Source organism: Kribbella sp. CA-245084 (assembly GCF_050942355.1).
Classification (GTDB): Bacteria; Actinomycetota; Actinomycetes; order Propionibacteriales; family Kribbellaceae; genus Kribbella.
Window position 1 is genome coordinate 6,027,504 of sequence record NZ_CP192053.1, and the last position, 17,273, is coordinate 6,044,776.

Sequence of the window (17,273 nt, forward strand, 5' to 3'; positions counted from 1 at the left end):
GGGAACTCGTCGTCAATGCGACTGATCCGCCGGCTGGCCGGGCCGACATGGGGTCTTGAGCGCTGGCCGCTGCAGACGCCGGCGTGCGGAATCGATCGGCATCGCCTCACGAGTGTGCCATTACGAGGAGGAATGCGCGCTAATCATCGTCGAGCAGCCGCTGAACTAATTGCGCGGCTTCTGATGCGCCAGCCCGGTTGAAGGCCTCGACAGCTTGGGTCCACGCCTGTCGGGCGTCTTGTGCGCGATCCGAGGCCTCGTAGCCACTGCCGAGGTTAGCTAGTGCCGAACCTTCGCCGTGCGCGTCGCGGGTGTTTCGGTACATTCGAACGGCTTCCTCGAGGGCAGTGATCGCCTGGTCGACGCGATCGTCTTGCAGCAGGGCGCCGCCGAGGTTGTTAAGAGCGGTCGCTTCGTCGTGGCGGTCGTCGGTCTGTCTGAAGAAGTCCAGAGCCTGCTGGTGAACAGTGACCGCATCGGCATATCGCTCCGCCCTTTGCAGGGCGAGCCCGAGGTTGTCTCGCGCGGTAGCCTCGCCGTACCCGTCCTCAACCTCGCGATAGATCTGTGCTGCCTGTTCATGGGCGCTGATCGCGTCCGCCACGACGGTTGTTTGTGGCACGTCTCCTGCCGGCAGCTCCTGCAGGACCAGGCCAAGGTTGTTCAGCGCCTTGGCTTCGCCACGACGGTCGCCGAGCTCGCGGGAGATAACGACGGATTGTTCCAAGACCTCGATCGCGCGCCCATTCTGGCCCGCTTCGCGTAGCGCGGCTGCGAGGTTGCTCAGTGCCATGGCCGTGCTCCGGCGGTCGGGCGAATCGCGCAGTCGGGCAACTGCCTGGTCATGGGCAGCGACGGCCTCATGAAAGCGCCTCAGACTGCGAAGAGCCAGGCCGAGGTTGTTTAGCGCGATGCCTTCAACATGTTCTTCGCCCGCCTCACGGGCGATCTCGATCGCTTGGCGTCCAACTTTGACCGAATGTTCGAACTGACGGGTCGCGCGCAGGGCGGCGGCAAGGTTACCAAGTGCCATAGCTTCGGGGATCTGGTCACCGGGCGTGCCTAGTCGGGCAGCTTGCACCCCCGTGGTCGCCACCCGTATCGCATCGCCGAAATGGCGACTCCGCAATAGGACGTCGGACAGAGACACGGCTAGCTTCCATGCGCGCTCAGGCTGGTTCGTGTCCGCAGCAAGGTCGACTGCGGCTACCAAGTTTGGACGTTCCATGTCCAGCCACACCAAAGCGTCCGTGTGATCGAGGACTTGATCTGACTGGGGCTTACCAGGCGCGAAACCGAGACGACCCGCAGCGATCGTCATGGCTAGGTAGTAATCCAACAGTCGTTCGGTCGCGGCGGACTGCTCCTCAGGATCTTCCTCGACCGTCAGAAGACTCTTGGCGTACGCGCGAAGAAGGTCATGCATGGTCCAGCGGCCTGCGGCCGTTCCGGGCTCGATCAGACGTGCTCGCCGCAGAGTCCGGAGCTGTCGTCTCACGACCGACTGCGACTCATTGTGCAGGGCTGCAGCGGCAGGAAGGCCAATCTCAGGGCCGGGATTGATCGATAGCTCCAAGAACAGACTGGAGGCTCGCGTGTCGCGAGAGACGAGGCGCTGCCAAGAAAGCTCGAAGGCGGCCGCCACACCACGCTCTCCGTACGCTAGGCCGTCGAGTCGCGTGGACAAATCCGACAGATCTTCGACCAGCGCCGCGATCGTCAGGTCGGGATCGTCCGCCAGCAGAGACGCGGCGATCTGCAACGCCAACGGCAACTCGCCGCACAGTGCTGCGAGTTCACTGGCCTGTGTTGGCTCGTCCACGACTCGTCGGTCTGTTGGATTCCGCCGGAGCAGAACGTCCCCGATCACTGCAACGGCATGCCGCCTCTCCAGCGTTCCAAGGTCGAGGACGCGAACACGGGGAAGGTCGTCGAGGCTGTCGCGCGATGTCACCAGGACACGGTGGACCCCGCCCGAGGGCAAGAGGTCCACGATCTGCCTGACGCTGGAAACGTTGTCAAAGACAAGTAGAACCGCCAGCCCATCACTGGCCAGCCGAACCAGGACCTGACTGTAGGTCAGGGCTTGCTCGCCAACTGTCGGCGGGATCTGATCACCAGCGACTCCGAGAGCCCGCAGCAACAGTGGGTACAACTGCTCCGCAGTTATACCGCCGTCTGCATCGTAGCCGTGCAGATCCGAAAAGAATGCTCGGTCCGCGAACCAACCCCGTTCCACAGCCATCGAAGCTGCTCGATGCGCAAAAGAGGTCTTGCCGACCCCGGGCAAGCCCGCCACAAGCGGGAATACGGTATCGCCCACGCTGTCCGCCGGATCAAGCAAGTGCAGTACGAGGTCGAGTTCGGCGTCGCGTCCGGTAATGGAGTCCGTCGACGTTTGGCTCAAGGCAGGAACTGCCAACACGACGCCCGCCGCCCGCGCGCTCTTTGCGTCGGGCTTGGTCGGCGGCACCGCATCCTTACTCTGACCTGCGCAGCCCAGCGTTCCCGAGAGACCGGCGTCGGCCGAGGACTCTCGGTCAAGAGATGCGCGGAAGGCCAGCAGGCTGACAATACTGCCGCCAACAGCCAGCACGGCTAGGCCGATCCACACGGCAGCCTGATGCTTGTCGAGTAACGAGTCCAACCATCGCGGCTGGTTAGCGGTGGCCCAGTTTCCGACGACGGCAACGCAAATCCCCACCAGGAACAGCAGGGCCGTGAGACACGCTGCGACCCGCCACCCAGATCGCCTCAACTTCCCCATCCATGCATCGTGCCAGCATCGAATCGCCCTGACACGCGACCGAGCCCGCCATGAGTGCAGAACCGACCAAAGGTGCCTGTGGATAACCCCAGCGGCACCTCGCGCAGATCCCTGGTCCCGTGGTCGGTGTTGGGCTGGTTCAGGTTGGGCACAGCACCGGCCAAGTGCAACGGCGCTGGGGCAGCGAGCGCGTCCAGTGCCTTGACCTCCTCGACGGCGTCGGAGTCAGCAGATCGACTGAAGATCGCCCGCGTCGAGAAGGTTTGAATGCTCCACGAACTCGCACGCGTACCGCGCCAGCCGCTAGCTCTACCTCTACCTCTACCTCTACCCGATCGGATTCATGGTCCAGCTCGTGCCAGGTGCCCAGCACACTGCTGCCACCCACCAGCGCAGCATGGGCGCCTGAGCTGTAGGTGAAGTCTCAACAGCTCGCCACACGGTCCAAGCCGCGTACATGCGCTCGACCCGCCGAGACGAGGTCAGCACCACCGTCACACATCTTGCACTTAAGGAGCTTCTGTCGCCGAAACGATTAGATGCGATCTGGCGACGGTGTGAGATGTGGCGGGTCTCTGACGTTCCCGCTGGTCAGCGGGGAGTCGATTCTCGCCGTGCGGCTGTGAGGCTATCGGACTTCGTACCGATCGGGAACCGCGATCCTTTGCTGGGTTTGGTCTTCACAGCGGCTCGCATCTGATGCGATGATCCCGCATCCGATGCGGGCAGGTGGAGAGTGGTTTCGGTAGACGATCGCGGCGACATCCCGGGCGCAGCCGGCCTGGTTCTGGTCGATGGGGTATCGCTGTTTCGCCCCGAGGAGCAGGTGTTCGAGGCGATGCTGGAAGGGTTCGCGAACCAGCAGCTCGCCAGGAATCTGGCCTACTCGACGGTGCAGGCTCGTGAGCATCAGCTGCGCGCGTTCGCCGGTCACGCGGAGGCATTTCCGTGGCGCTGGTCGCCGCATCTGGCCGATGAGTGGTTCAGTGATCTGCGCGCAGTACGGCATGTCGCACGCTCGACCGTGCGCAGCTACCAGGTCGCGATCCGCAGCTTCTGCAGCTACCTGACCGACCCTGCCTATGGCTGGGCGGCCGAGTGCGAGCGCCGGTTCGGGACGCACCCGATCCAGGTGATCCACGAGGTCAACGCGGCCGCGCACGTGGCCGATTCCGAGGCCGAACCAGCACGACGTGCCTTTACTCGCGACGAGTTGCAGGCACTGTTCGATCACGCCGACGACGAGGTCGCCCGCAAACGCAACCTCGGCCGCAAGGGCTGGCTGCCCGCGTTTCGCGTCGCGACGATCTTCAAGATCGCCTACGGCTACGGCACCCGCCGCACCGAAACAGCGATGCTGGACGCCGCCGACTTCGGCCGCAACCCCGACGGCCCGGAGTTCGGCGAGTACGGCGTCTGCTACATCCGGCACGGCAAAGCACAACGCGGATCGCCACCCAAACGCCGCTCCGTGCTCACCGTCTGGTCCTGGACGAGCGAGGTTCTCGAGCAGTGGTTCACCGAGATCCGGCCATGCTTCGGTCTGGAGAACAACCCCGCGGCCTGGCCGTCCGAACGCGGCCTGCGGGTCGGGCCGCAGCAACTGAACAAGCGCCTGGCCGGCTACCGCGACACGCTCGGAATGGACCCCGCACTGGACTTCCACTCGCTACGCCGCTCCTACGTGACCCACCTGATCGAGGACGGCTGGGACCGCGCTTGGTGCAAGAACAGGTCGGCCACAACCACGCCTCGACCACCTCGATCTACACCTGCGTGTCGTCTGACTACCGCACCCGCACTCTGCGCCGCGCCCTCGACGCGATGGTGGCCGACGCCTTGAAACCAACCACAGGAGGCACGCGATGAAAGGCCACAAGCGGCTGGTCAGTTATCAGTGGCGGTTGCGGGAGGTGATGGCCGAACACCAGATGTTCGCCACCACCGAACTCGTCCCACTGCTGCACGAACGCGGCATCGACCTGTCCGCCTCCCAGGTCCACCGGCTCGTGACCGGCACTCCCGAACGGCTTTCGATGGCCGTTCTCGCGGCGTTGTGCGACATCTTCGCCACCGACCCCAACGAGCTCATCACCACCGACGCCGTCAACCTCGGCGTCCGCAAAACCGCCACCGGCGAACGCGCACCAGGCAAGACAGCTGCCGATCTGCGCCCGAGACGTGCCCGCATCACCGACCAGCCATGAGCATCGATCCGCCAGACCGGCGGGCCCAGACACCGGACCAGACAACGCGCGCACGTTGCCATCGGCCCCTTCGAGGCGCCGCCCCGCCTCAACCAGGCCAAGCTCCACCCACAGGTCGAACGGTCGTGGCCAGCAAGCACTGGCCAGAAGGCGCGATCTGCTCCGGCTGTTTCGTCAAGGCGTGCGAGACCTACGGAGTCTGCGCCGGTTGCGGCGTCGACCGGATGCTGCCCGGCATCAGCCCAACCGGCGACCGGTTGTGCACCGACTGCGCCGGCGGGCTCGGTGACTACATCTGCACCCGCTGCGGCCAGGAAGCATGGCGCCACTACGCCGGCATCTGCGGCCGCTGCGTCCTCACCGACCGGCTCACCGCCGCCCTCACCGACAACACCGGCACCGGCACCGGATCTATCCGGCCCGAACTCCAGCCGTTGTTCGACTCGATCCGCGCCATGACAAGGCCGCGCTCCGGCATCCTCTGGCTGTCCCGACCGCACGTCCCAGCCATCCTCCAGGCCCTCGCCACGGGCCGCGTTCCACTCACCCATGACGGGCTCAGCACCCTGACCCCATGGCGGTCGGTCGTCTATATCCGCGACCTACTCATCGCCTGCGAAACCCTGCCACCCATCGACCGCTACCTGTTCCTTTTCGAGCAATGGCTCCCCCGCTGGCTCGACACCATCGACGACCCCGAGCACCGCAAACTCCTCCACCGCTTCGCCACCTGGCACCTCCTCAGGAATCTCCGAACCGCCGCCCAAACCCAGCCGATCGGCCACTACCGCAACCAAGGCGCCCGCACCCAACTCCGCACCGCCGCCGCCTTCCTCACCGACCTCGCCACCCGCGGACACACCCTGCAACACTGCACTCAAACCGACCTCGACCGCTGGTTCGCCACCACCAACAGCACCGCCAAGCTCGGGCTGCGCGCATTCCTGCGCTGGGCCATCGACCACCACGCCCTGCCGCGACTGGCCCTGCCCCCGGTCGTCACCGGTCACAGTCCACCCATCAGCAACCACCAACGCATCGACCTCATCCGCCGGATCCACACCGACCCCACCATCGCCCCGATCGACCGCGTCATCGGGCTGCTCATCCTGCTCTACGCCCAACCACTCCCACGGATCGTCCGCCTCACCCTGGCCGACATCACCCACCACGGCAACCAGGTCCTGATCCGACTCGGCGACCCACCCGTCCCCGTCCCCGAACCCTTCGCCGGCCACATCACCACCTACATCGCCAGCCGACCCAACCTCGCCACCGCCACCAACCCCGACAGCCAACTACTCTTCCCCGGCCGCCGCGCCGGCCAACCCATCCACCCCACCAGCATCCGGCTCCGCCTGCACAACCTCGGCATCCCCAACCTCAACGCCAGAACCCGCGCAATACGAGAACTGTTGCTCCAGGCACCAGCACCCGTCGTCGCAACAATGCTCAACTACACGCCCCACGGCGCAGAACGGATCGCCGCTCAAGCGGGCAGCACCTGGAAGACCTACGCCGCCGGCGACCACACCCGCCGACCCACCCCACCACACCAGCCCTGACAACAGTCATCACCAACGCCATACGTTGATCACCGACGATTGGCGACAGTCGAATAGGACTCGCTACCGGTCTAGTGCTGCCGGGCGTTGCAATCGAGGCCGGTGTGCGGTCGCCGTTGAGGGTGTATGGAGCATTCGTTGGGCCAGCGCTCGTGCTGAGCATTCATCGGCTGACTGCTGGAGATGGCTACAAGTACCTGCTTCGGCACGTTGCGTCGGGAGATGTCGATCGGCGGATGGCTACGCCGCTTACGGCGTACTACACCGCCTCGGGATACCCGCCTGGACGGTGGATCGGCGGCGGACTTGCCGGACTGGCAGGAGGTCATCTTCGGCGCGGAGCGGAGGTCACCGAAGATCAGATGGGCGCCCTGTTCGGGCAGGCTAACGACCCGGTGACTGGCCGACCACTTGGCAGGCCCTACCCGGTTTACAAGAGTCCGTCTCAACGCATTCAGGGCAGGATCGCGGCCCTTGATCCTGCGCTCGACGAGGCAGATCGCCGCAACGCAATCCAGCAGATTCGGCGGGAGGAGATGCGTCAGAAGTCGAAGCAGGCGGTGGCTGGTTTCGACCTGACCTTCTCCCCCGCCAAGTCGGTATCGGCGCTCTGGGCAACGAGTGATGTCGGCGTACAAGAGCAAATCGTTGCCGCGCACCACGAGGCCGTTCAGGATGTACTCGAGCTGATCGAGCACCACGCCGCGTTCACCAGGACCGGACCTGGCGGGATCGCTCAGATCGAGACCCGCGGCCTCATCGGTGCGGCATTCGATCACTGGGACACCCGCAGCGGCGACCCGCAGTTGCACACCCACGTCGTCGTCGCCAACCGGGTACAAGGTCCGGACGGACAATGGCGGACGCTCGACGGACGCGTTCTGTATCGCGCCGCAGTGGCCATGTCGGAGATCCACAACGTCTTCCTGGCCGACAACCTGGCGAGGAGGCTCGGCGTGGATTGGGAGCTTCGCGAGCGCGGTTCTCAGCGCAATCCGGCCTTCGAGATCATCGCCATACCTGACGAACTCATCGCCGAGTTCTCGGCCAGAACCGAGCAGATCGAAGCCAACCTCACCACACTTCTCGAGGAACGCGGAGACCCGATCCATCCACCCAGCCGCCGCGAGATGTACGTACTTCGACAGCAGGCGACCCTCCTGAATCGTCCGCCCAAGCACCTCGCCAAGCCGCTGTCCGACCTCATGGCCCGATGGCGAACACGCGCCGTACTCGCGATTGGCCACGACGCCGTGACCGCCATTCAGCGCTCGCTCGAACAGGCCGGCGATCGTCCGCTGATAGCGGCCGACCTCAGCCTGGAGACGATCGAAGCCTACGGCGCCGCGACGGTCCTCACCCTGCAGACCAAGCGGTCCACCTGGACGCACTGGAACCTCCTAGCCGAGGCTGCGCGTCAGACCCGGCTGCTCCGTCTCACCACGGCCGACGAGCGGTTCGCAACACTCGAGAACATCGTCAAGAGCGCCGAGCAGCATTCGATCAGCCTGACCGCACCAGAACTCGTGCCTGTCCCGATCACGAGATCCAGTGGCGAGAGCGTCTTCACGATCCACAACGGCGAGATCTACACCTCGCCGGTCATCCTCGGCGCAGAGTCCCTCCTACTAGATCTCGCACATGACGCATCCGGGCCAACCATCAGCACCTCACGGACGGCCGACCTCAGCACCGACAAGATTCAAGCCCTACAGCGCATCGCGACCAGTGGCCAGAAGCTCGAGGCCCTGATCGGACCGGCCGGCACCGGCAAGACAAGCCTCCTCTCGGCACTCACCACCGACTGGACAGGCACCCACGGAGACGGCTCAGTCATCGCGCTCGCACCGTCATCCGCGGCCTCGACCGTCCTCGCCGACGCGATCGGGATCCCCACCGAGAACATAGCCAAGTGGATCTACGAATCCGCCGGCCTCGGCGCCGAACAACGTCGCGAGCAGATCCAGCAAACCGAGTACGCCGCACACCTCGCCAGCCGAACTCGGCGCCGACGCAGGCACCAGCGTCTCGTCGTTCAACTCGCGTCGCTTCGCGCCGAACAGGACCGCTGGAGCTTCCGTGAGAACCAGCTCGTGATCATCGACGAAGCCTCGATGGCCTCCACCACGGAACTCGCCACTCTCGCCCGCGCGACTAACACCGCCGGCGCGAAACTCCTCCTCGTCGGCGACGTCGCCCAACTCTCCGCAGCGGACGCCGGTGGTGCCTTCCGCCTCATTGCCAAGGACACCGCAGCCGCCGAACTCACCGACGTCTGGCGCTTCACCAACCCCTGGGAACGCGACGCCAGCCTCGCCCTCCGCACCGGCGACCTCACCGCGATCGACATGTACGACCACCACGATCGCCTCACCGCAGGATCATCCGACGACATGGAAGACGCCGCCTACAAGGCCTGGCTCGCCGACACCAACGGCAGCAAAACCAGCCTCCTCATCGCCGCCGACAACACCACCGTCGCCCGCCTCAACGCACGCGCCCGCCTCGACCGCATCACCACCGGCGAAGTCGAACCCGACGGAATCGAACTCCACAACGGCAACCACGTCGGCCTCGGGGACCACATCGTCACCCGCCTCAACAACCGCCGCCTCCCCTACGGCCACCGCCAGTTCGTGAAGAACGGCGACCGCTGGACCGTCATTCACCGCTGGCCCGACGGCTCCCTGACCGTCCAAAACGACGCAGGCGACAACGTCACTCTGCCGAGCGCCTACGTTCAGGAATCCGTCGAACTCGCCTACGCGACCACCGCCCATCGAGCCCAAGGCGCAACCGTCGACACCGCCCACCTACTCGTCACCGACGTGCTCACCCGATCCCTGATGTACGTCGGCATGACCCGCGGCCGCGACACCAACCACGCCTACGTCGCCACCCACCAGACGAGCTCCGACCTCCACGAACCCTTCCCCGAACAAACCATGCAAGACGTCCTCGAAACCGTGTTCAACGACCCCGGCGTCGAGCAATCCGCCCACGAGATTCTGCGGCAAGAACTCGACAACGCCACTCGCCTAGACCGCCTCATCCCAATCCACGAACACCTCTGCCAACTCGACGCCCGTGCCCGCTACAGGGCGGCCTCGGCGAGCAGCGGGCTGAGCCCCAGCGACCAAGCCACCCTGGAAGCGTCGCCGGCGTACGGCGCCCTGGTAGCCGAACTTCGGCGAGCTGAATCCATCGGACTGGACCCATCAGATGTCCTCCACCGGGCAGTCAATCAGTCCGCCCTAAACGATGCCATCGACCTTGCAGCGGTTCTCCACACGAGGATCGAGCGCTTGGTCACTCGGTCGCTCCATCGCACCGGCCGCCAGCCGATCCTGATTGCGGGCCTCGTTGCTCCGGCAGGCAACGTCAGCAATCCCACGCTGATCGCCCCACTGCGAGAGATCGAAGCACAGATCGCTCAGCGTGCCGATTGGCTGGCGCGCTGGGCCATCACGGAACGCCCCGCATGGTGTGGGTCAATCCTCGACGGGCTGGCCAGCACGTCGACACCGGCACGAATGACGAGCCTGATCCGCGACATCGCTGTCTACCGAGAGCGCTACAGCATCGAAAATCGACACATCCTCGGCAAGGTGCCGGCGAAGACATCGATCGCACAACATGGCCAGTACACACGTCTGCGCATCCAACTGAGGCAAGTCATCGGCTCCTCAGATGACAGCGTCGGCCAAGCCACGCCCGATGAACCACGACCTGTCATTCAGCCTGCACTGCAGCATCCTCGACCGCCGACCTAAGGCTCTCGACAGAACTCAATCAAACGCGACACGCTCGCCTTCGCCTGTGTCCTCGCGGCCGGGTGAGGTCTTGACCGCGTACACGCCTCCAGGAAGCGGATACCGGCCGAAGACCTCTCTCGCCAGTGCAACGAGACGATCCTGGTCTGGCCCGTACAGGTAGAAGGAGACCTCGTCCCATTCCTCCTCCTGGTCGTCGCAGAACTCGGATTCACCGTCCAGCCGTCCCGCGAACTCGTCCAGCAGCGGTTCGACATACGACGGATACGACGCATCCAGCGGGACATGCACCTGTACCTCTCGCCGCTCCACCTCGGCAGCCTCCGTCCTCAAGCCGGCACATCCTCAGGTGGCGTCGGCCAGCCCATCTTCTCCGCCGCAAGTCGCCACAATGTGCATTCCTGCTGCCGCAGATACGAGACCAGGTCACCTGCAGCGGTGGCCTCCTGCGATGGCAACGCCAATCTCACCCTGATCTCGCCGCCGGCATTCGAGACACGATGGGATGCCTTGGCTCGATCCTCCACCCAGATGACAGCAAAGATGTCATCTGGGTCCGGCAACGTCTTCCACCAGGCAAGCCAAAAGCGATCGCTGACGAACGCTGTTTGCACCTCCAGTACCGCGCGGTCCCATCCGCTGGGAGCGTGGCCATCCAGCCACCCGGTGCTCACCTGCAGCGGGGCGAACGTACCGTCCATGTCAGATACAACTCCTCGCTCCTGGCGGACACGATCCATACGAGTACTTGTGGACAGGGCAGAACAACTTCGGCGGCGGCACGACGACGACCTGGCGCGGCAGCACCACTCTGCATTCCGACGTCCTCCTCACCACGCCCCGGGATGTTTGGGGATCGTGGCAGATCACATTCAAGGGCGCTACATGGTTGACGCCGCTGATCGCCACGGTGAATGGCGCACGCTCTCGTTGCGACCAAGCCTTCGCGGATCGCCCTGCCGGCTGTGTCTTCTCGAACGTCCCGGGCATCAATGAGTACAGCCAAACCGCAGTGCCCGAATACACCAGCCACGTCGACAAGGCGATGACCAGTGGCCTGCCAGGCCGCGTCGACAGCGCGAGGCAGCTGCACCGGCCGGTCAGAATCGCTTGAAGGCCTGCCCGGACAGTATCCCGCGCCCGCAGGGAAAGTCCTGTGACGAGCTCCCCATGGCCGCGACCTATGAAGGCGCGGCTACTGCGGTCCCCACCGGCATCGCACGCAGCTTCCCTCCGGGTTGCCAGATGCCCGACCCGGCGCGAACAGGATCCACGGGCTGGAGCCGCTGCTTCATCATCGATACCGAGAACAGTGCGGCTGGTGGGATCTACGTCAACTTCCTAAAGGACCAACGGATGCTGGACAACGACCCCTTTCAGATAGCCTTCATTCCGTGACAAACAGCTCGTCGTCCCACCAGGTCATGGTGGTTTACCACCAGTTCTTCCTGGCTCCGTACGGGCACACGCCCATTCTTGACTCGGCCCAGCCGGGTCGGCTGCTCGTGGCCGACCCGGCGGGACCGGCCGCCATCGTCCGCTGTGGCTGCGCCATCGGTCCGGTCAACGTCACCATCGACGTCACGACCAGCAACCTGCCTGACCTCGCGGCCGCCGCGGCCGATTGGGAACTCGGGGAAGAGATGACCATGCAGGTCAGGAAGGACCTGTACCTGGTTCCACTCGTCCCGGAAGGCCCAATCATCAAGGTCTACAGCCCATCCGTGCCTGGGCCCCACCTCATCCGAGCCGTCGCGCGAGGTCGGGCGACGCACTACGACTCGGTCGTCGAAGAACCGACGGAGGATTACCTGATCACCATCTCTCCAACGACCGCACCACGCCCCCGGCAACAAGTCGGAGACGACACAGTCTGAGCGCTGCAACACGCCGCCTCGCCTGCCACACCGGCGTACCGCGCCTATCTCAGCACCGTCTTGAGCCGGCTCAAGTTCGCCAAAGATCCTGAGTACGTCCAGCGCTCAAAGGTTGCTTGCCTCTGGGCGATGGGCTGTTCGGCTGCAGCCCAGGGCTGCGCTCCATTCGCGCAGGCGTCGTACGGCAAGTGTCAGGTCTCGGTGGAAGGCGAGGGGGTCTGAGGGGGCGGCGTCGTCTTGGAAGCAGGCTTCCCAGAAGGTGCGGAGGGCGGAGAGTTCTTCGACTATGGCGCCGTGGTGGGGCCAGCAGGGCGGGATGACTTTGTGGTCGAGGTGGTAGCGGGTTGTTGCCCAAGACACCCATTCGGCGAGGTGTTCTAGTTCTTCGGTGGTGCTTGCGGGATCGAGGTCTCGCCAGCAGACGATGTAGGGATCGGTCGGTGGGGTGAAGGCGAGGGCTCGGGCGAGTTCGTCGTCGGGGTTCATCCGAGGGTCGCTTGTCCGATGCTGTGGCGGATTTGGTCGGCGTCGGGGCGGTCGGTCCATGGCGTCATGGTCAGGAGGATGGGTGGCGCGGTCCGGGCCAGCAGGATGCCCATGCCGAACGGAAGTGTGCGGATGACGTCGGGCGGGAGGATGGGGATTCGGCGGGTGCTGGTCGACGTGGTGCGGCCGCCGTCGGGGCCTCGGCTCCAGTTGCGGATTTCTTCGTCGCGTTCGCCGCAGACGGCGGCGAGGTCTTGGAGGTCGCGGGGTTGGGCGGAGCCGCCGAGGATGAGGCGGAGGGTGGCGGCGTCCCACATGGCGGCTGCGGCTTGTTCGCCCCAGCGTTCGCGGGCTTGGGCCAGTGATTGGATGACGACGTGGGTGGAGATGCCGGTTCCGCCGCCGTCTGCCATGAGGGATGGCAGGGAGGGTACGGCGCAGAGGTTGGCGATCTCGTCCAGGACGAGGGCGAGCGGTGGCTCGAGCCGGCCGCCGAGGTTGTGCGCTGCGAGTTGCCGCGCTGATTCGGTGATGTCTTCCAGTAGCGCTGCGATGAAGGACGAGGTTGCGGAGGCGCCGGCTCCGGTGCCGAGGAGGTAGATGGTGCCTCGCTCTTGGATGAAGGAGGCTGGTTGTAGGCCTTCGCCGGGTGGTGGGTCGAAGGAGCGTCGTACGGCGGGGTCTGCGAGCGCGGAGAGTGCGGAGCGGACGCCGGCCCAGATCGCGTCGCGGGTGCGGCCGTCCATGCGGACGATGCCGTCGAGGGTGTCGCCCCAGCCGTCGGCCGCGTCGTTGGAGCGGTTCAGGATGGTGACGGCCTCGGTGGCAGAGGCTGGTTCGAGGCTCCAGCGGTAGAGCTGTTCGATGCCGGTGTCGTCGAGGGCCGCGGCGTGGAGGAGTCCGCGGAGCGCCATTTCGGTTTGGCCGTGCCAGAAGGCGCCGTCGGTGACTCCGCCTTTGGTGAAGCCGGCGCCGGCGGCGAGGCCGCTGGCGCGAACCATCGCGGTGGTGGGGTTTTCGCAGCCGCGGACCGGTGACCAGCGGATGCCTTCGACGCGGCCGAGTCCTTGTGGGTCGAAGACTGCGACCGGGCCGATCTTGCGGCGGAGCTCGAGGGTGGCGGCGAGGTTGTCGGGTCTGGTCGATGTGGTCACGACGGCGCCCGGGGCGTCGATGATCGCGCCGATGATCTGGTGAAGTCCTTTGCCTGATCGGGGTGGTCCGACGTCGATGCGCGAGTCTTCGACGGATGCCCAGCATTCGCGTCCGCGGGAGCGGCCGAGCAGGGTTCCGACCTCGTGTGGTGTTCGGCCTGTGGCTTGGGGCCGGGCTGCGCGTCCTCGTCGTACGACCTGGCGGCGTCCGACTGCGTGCTCAACATCTGCCGCGGTCGCCAGACCCGCTCGCCCTGCCAGGGCGCGCCGGCGGCTGGCCTGGGTTGACCGACGGCCTTGCCATAGCCAAGCTCCGAGCAGCCCAACGACAGTCGGTACAGCGACGACGACTGCCAGCGCGATCCAGTACGGCGCCGGACCGAGCTCGGCGTTGGTCAGTCCGAAGGCGACGGCTGGGTTGCCTGGGTGCAGGACGACGCGCAGGGCGTCGATCCAGGGTGACTTCACCCAGTGGCCGTTCGTCACCAGGTACGCGAGGCCTCCCGCCAGGTAGAGCAAGCCGGTCGAGCAGAATAGAACTCCGGCGCCGATGGCAAGGATCTCGGTGGAGTCGCGTGGTGGTCGCTGGTTCATGGCCTCTACATCCGGGCGTCGGTGTCGAAGAGTTCGACCTCGCGGGCGTGCCGAACCAACTGCACGACGAAGGACCGGTTGGGCAGCCGCCACAGCGCCCGTCCCTTGGGGAGCTTTGCGATCGTCGCGATCTCGACATCTGTCAGACCGAGCAGGCTCGCGGTACGAGAGAGCTGATCGGGTTCCTGGCGGAGCATGATGCGGGTGGAGCAGTCGGCCAGCAGGCCTTCGGCGAGGGCGCGGGCTTCGGAGCCGAGGTCGCCGACCGCGGCCAGGTCGGACAGGCGGTGGACGATCAGGATGTTGGAGACGCCCCATGCGCGCGAGAGCTTCCACTGTTCCTGCATCCGGCGCAGGAGTGCGGCGTCGCGCATGACGCGCCAGCCCTCGTCGTACACGATGTAGCGGTTGCCGCCTGACGGGTCGGCGACCGCGGCCTCGAGCCACGACGAGGCACAAGCGAGAGTAAGTCGCAGAGCCTCGTCGTTCCCGCCGCTTCCTAGCCATGACGAGTCCAGCGTCACCATCGGCAGCGTCGGGTCGAACTCGGTGGTCGAAGGTCCGTCGAACATGCCTGAGAGGTCGCCGTGGACGAGCCTGCGGATGGCGTGGGCGACGCTGCGTCCGTCGTCGGTGAGATCTGTCGTCTTGAGGCCGGCGCGTCCCGCCCACGCTGAGTCGGGCGTGAAGAGTGCGACGACAACGTCGGGGATCGTCGGGGATTCGACTTGGCTCGTGACGGTCTCGAGTGCGAGGTCGAGTGCGGTGTGTTCGACAGCGGCGAGCGGTCTGCCGAGGGTTGACTCTGCCAGCGTGCCCAGCAGTGCGCGGCGGCGGGACCAAACGATCCTCGCCCACTCGTCGGCGTCGACCGCGGACGGTCTGCGGCCGGCGTCGAGAGGGTTGAGGCGCGTGGGCAGACCCGGACCGAGCTTGATTGTGGCTCCTCCCACGGCGGCCGCGACGGAGGTCCATTCGCCCTTGGGGTCGCAGGGCACGTAGGCCTTGTGGCCGAGGGCAATGGATCGGGTCAGCAGGGCTTTCGCCGTTGAGGACTTCCCGCTTCCGATCACGCCGGCCAACAAGATGTTGGGGTTGGTGATGGCTCTGCCCTGGTAGAGAACCCACGGGTCGTAGACGAAGGAGCCGCCGCTGAATACGTCGGATCCGATATAGGTGCCGTCGGCGCCCAGTCCGCCTTCTGCCAGGAACGGGTATGCGACGCGGAGCACTCGGGTGGTGGCTCGATGCGCGTCGACCCGCAGCCGGCGTACACGACCCGCACCGGGATCAGCCTCGAACGCTCGCGGTTGAGGTTTGCGGGGCACGTCTGCCGCGGATGTCCGGTTGGCTCGACGGGTCGCGCGGTCGGCGCCGTCTGCTTCGTAGTACGCCGACCGTTGGGACGCCATCACAGACCGATCCCGAACGGCAGAGCCGCGGCGAGGAAGCCGTCCATCTGTTGCCCTACGAGCCGTCGCAGATCCAGAAGCGCCTGGGTGGCGGCGATCTCAATCTCCATGCACGCGTCGTCCAAGGCCTCTTCGGTGTCGGCTGACACGACGACGAGTCCGAGCCAACGCACGTCTCCGTGCCCTGCTGCCAGGTCGCGTTCTCGCTGCGCGACGTCGGCGTCGAGCTGGCGGTCCTCTTCGGATTCAAGTTGTCCGATCCGATTGCGCGTCGAGCGATCGCTGATCCGTTCGACCTGGTGGCGGCGCGCGTCTCGCAAGGCCTTCGCCATGGGGATGGGCTGCAGTACCAACGTGAACGTGCGGCGGATGCCCGGCTTCAGCAGCAACGGACTGAGGAACGAGGGAGTCGCGCGGATCCGTGGCCACTCGGTGACGACATAGACGCGATGCAGCGACGAGTCCGTCCGCAGGTGGTCCCATTCGGCGTCGACCGCGAGCGGGCCCGCGTCGACTGGATCGAGCGTCTCTGGACGGTGGAGCGTTCGCTTCGCAGCTGGGTCGAATGCCACGCGCAGGCTGGCCGCGAGTTCGCCTGCACCGAGCCAGGTGCCAGCTACCCCGGCCGCCGCGAGGGATGTCTGGAATGCACGTGCTTCGGACTCCAGAACCGCTGTGGCACCGATCAGCCCGCCACCGTGCTTGCGCACCTCACGAGACACAGCGTCGAGGTTCACGGCGAAGCTGAATAGCGTCTCGTGCTTGGCCGCGGCCGGCGCTGCTTGCTCCAATAGCTCCGTGTAGATCGCTCCTGCGGGCGTACGCGGATCGACCCGTCGCTGCCTGGCCCACTCCCCCAGCTGGTCGCCGGGGTCTGGCAGCGTACGTTCGAGGATCTGCGCTCGGGCGATCCGATTGCCCTGACAAAGTCCGGCGATGAGACGTCCGTACGCCGCGACCCGTCGATCCTGCTCGTCAGCGTTCTGCAACAGATGAGCTGGGCCCTCGATCCTGGCCACCGCAATCAGCCGCCGGCGCCGCGCATCGTGGACGACGCCGATCCCGGAGGCAGCCGTCAGGATCCGCAACGGTCCGCCCTCGCCCGGCAGTTGCAGATGGCCGTGCCGCCTCGGCTCCATCACCCGAGCCCGAAAGGACTGCCGCCCGAGCAACGATCTCCACGCGTAAAGCGCCCGCAGAACCAACCACCGATACACCGGCAGCTCCTCGGCCCGCCCGAAGGCCACGGCGATGCACACCGGAGCGGCAGCAAGCCCACCAACCTTCGTGATAGCTGGAACCGGACTCGCGATGAACAACGCGGGCAGAAGGACAGCAACCAACAGCAAGGCGACCTGTGCCGGGCGCAGTCCGAGCAGTACGGCGTTGCGCTCCGGGCGCGGGAAGCGCGTCGACAACGCGTCCGGACCCGTCACCA

Annotated in this window: 14 protein-coding genes; 7 read left to right on the forward strand and 7 right to left on the reverse strand. The window is 65.8% G+C overall.

Annotation, left to right across the window (positions count from 1 at the left end; all coding sequences use genetic code 11):
- Window positions 1-139 precede the first annotated feature (139 nt).
- Complete coding sequence (locus tag ACQPYH_RS28685) at window positions 140-2,767, reverse strand: tetratricopeptide repeat protein (RefSeq protein WP_432877418.1); 2,628 nt, start codon at window positions 2,765-2,767, stop codon at window positions 140-142.
- 736 nt (window positions 2,768-3,503) lie between these two features.
- Between ACQPYH_RS28685 and ACQPYH_RS28690 the strand changes: the two genes are divergently transcribed.
- The 4 genes from ACQPYH_RS28690 to mobF all read left to right on the forward strand — a co-directional run bounded on the left by ACQPYH_RS28690 (window position 3,504) and on the right by mobF (window position 10,312).
- On the forward strand, window positions 3,504-4,610 hold the full coding sequence (locus tag ACQPYH_RS28690; RefSeq protein WP_432877421.1) for a tyrosine-type recombinase/integrase: 1,107 nt from the start codon (window positions 3,504-3,506) through the stop codon (window positions 4,608-4,610).
- Window positions 4,611-4,632: 22 nt separating this feature from the next.
- Window positions 4,633-4,974: a helix-turn-helix domain-containing protein gene (locus ACQPYH_RS28695; RefSeq protein WP_432877424.1), complete on the forward strand. Its 342-nt coding sequence runs from the start codon at window positions 4,633-4,635 to the stop codon at window positions 4,972-4,974.
- Window positions 4,975-5,099: 125 nt separating this feature from the next.
- The gene (locus ACQPYH_RS28700) at window positions 5,100-6,539 is read left to right on the forward strand and encodes a hypothetical protein (RefSeq protein WP_432877427.1); all 1,440 of its coding nucleotides are present in this window, start codon (window positions 5,100-5,102) and stop codon (window positions 6,537-6,539) included.
- Between the two features lie 152 nt (window positions 6,540-6,691).
- Window positions 6,692-10,312 (forward strand): MobF family relaxase, encoded by a 3,621-nt coding sequence (gene mobF / locus ACQPYH_RS28705; protein ID WP_432877430.1) that lies wholly within the window; start codon window positions 6,692-6,694, stop codon window positions 10,310-10,312.
- 15 nt (window positions 10,313-10,327) lie between these two features.
- Here mobF and ACQPYH_RS28710 read toward each other — a convergent pair whose 3' ends face one another.
- Together ACQPYH_RS28710 and ACQPYH_RS28715 are read right to left on the reverse strand one after the other, a co-directional pair.
- A complete protein-coding gene (locus tag ACQPYH_RS28710) occupies window positions 10,328-10,645 on the reverse strand; it encodes a hypothetical protein (protein WP_432877433.1) in 318 nt (105 codons plus the stop codon).
- The gene (locus ACQPYH_RS28715) at window positions 10,642-11,013 is read right to left on the reverse strand and encodes a hypothetical protein (RefSeq protein WP_432877435.1); all 372 of its coding nucleotides are present in this window, start codon (window positions 11,011-11,013) and stop codon (window positions 10,642-10,644) included. Before ACQPYH_RS28715 ends, ACQPYH_RS28710 begins: the two co-directional genes overlap by 4 nt.
- Window positions 11,014-11,060: 47 nt before the next feature.
- Between ACQPYH_RS28715 and ACQPYH_RS28720 the strand changes: the two genes are divergently transcribed.
- Genes ACQPYH_RS28720 through ACQPYH_RS28730 form a run of 3 tightly spaced genes read left to right on the forward strand, consistent with a single transcriptional unit; the run spans window position 11,061 to window position 12,189 of the window.
- Window positions 11,061-11,426, forward strand: a complete 366-nt coding sequence (locus ACQPYH_RS28720) for a hypothetical protein (protein WP_432877437.1) — start codon at window positions 11,061-11,063, stop codon at window positions 11,424-11,426.
- A gap of 56 nt (window positions 11,427-11,482) precedes the next feature.
- Window positions 11,483-11,710 carry a hypothetical protein gene (locus tag ACQPYH_RS28725; protein ID WP_432877440.1) on the forward strand — a complete coding sequence of 76 codons (228 nt, stop codon included), beginning with the start codon at window positions 11,483-11,485 and terminating at the stop codon, window positions 11,708-11,710.
- The gene (locus tag ACQPYH_RS28730) at window positions 11,707-12,189 is read left to right on the forward strand and encodes a hypothetical protein (RefSeq protein ID WP_432877442.1); all 483 of its coding nucleotides are present in this window, start codon (window positions 11,707-11,709) and stop codon (window positions 12,187-12,189) included. The genes ACQPYH_RS28725 and ACQPYH_RS28730 overlap by 4 nt, the downstream gene beginning before the upstream one ends.
- A 105-nt stretch (window positions 12,190-12,294) precedes the next feature.
- On the opposite strand, the gene ACQPYH_RS28735 is transcribed toward ACQPYH_RS28730, so the two are convergent.
- Genes ACQPYH_RS28735 through ACQPYH_RS28750 form a run of 4 tightly spaced genes read right to left on the reverse strand, consistent with a single transcriptional unit; the run spans window position 12,295 to window position 17,271 of the window.
- Window positions 12,295-12,675, reverse strand: a complete 381-nt coding sequence (locus ACQPYH_RS28735) for a hypothetical protein (protein ID WP_432877445.1) — start codon at window positions 12,673-12,675, stop codon at window positions 12,295-12,297.
- Complete coding sequence (locus ACQPYH_RS28740) at window positions 12,672-14,423, reverse strand: type IV secretory system conjugative DNA transfer family protein (protein WP_432877448.1); 1,752 nt, start codon at window positions 14,421-14,423, stop codon at window positions 12,672-12,674. The genes ACQPYH_RS28735 and ACQPYH_RS28740 overlap by 4 nt, the downstream gene beginning before the upstream one ends.
- A gap of 5 nt (window positions 14,424-14,428) precedes the next feature.
- On the reverse strand, window positions 14,429-15,835 hold the full coding sequence (locus ACQPYH_RS28745; RefSeq protein ID WP_432877450.1) for an ATP-binding protein: 1,407 nt from the start codon (window positions 15,833-15,835) through the stop codon (window positions 14,429-14,431).
- Window positions 15,835-17,271 carry an SCO6880 family protein gene (locus ACQPYH_RS28750; protein WP_432877453.1) on the reverse strand — a complete coding sequence of 479 codons (1,437 nt, stop codon included), beginning with the start codon at window positions 17,269-17,271 and terminating at the stop codon, window positions 15,835-15,837. Before ACQPYH_RS28750 ends, ACQPYH_RS28745 begins: the two co-directional genes overlap by 1 nt.
- Window positions 17,272-17,273: the final 2 nt, after the last annotated feature.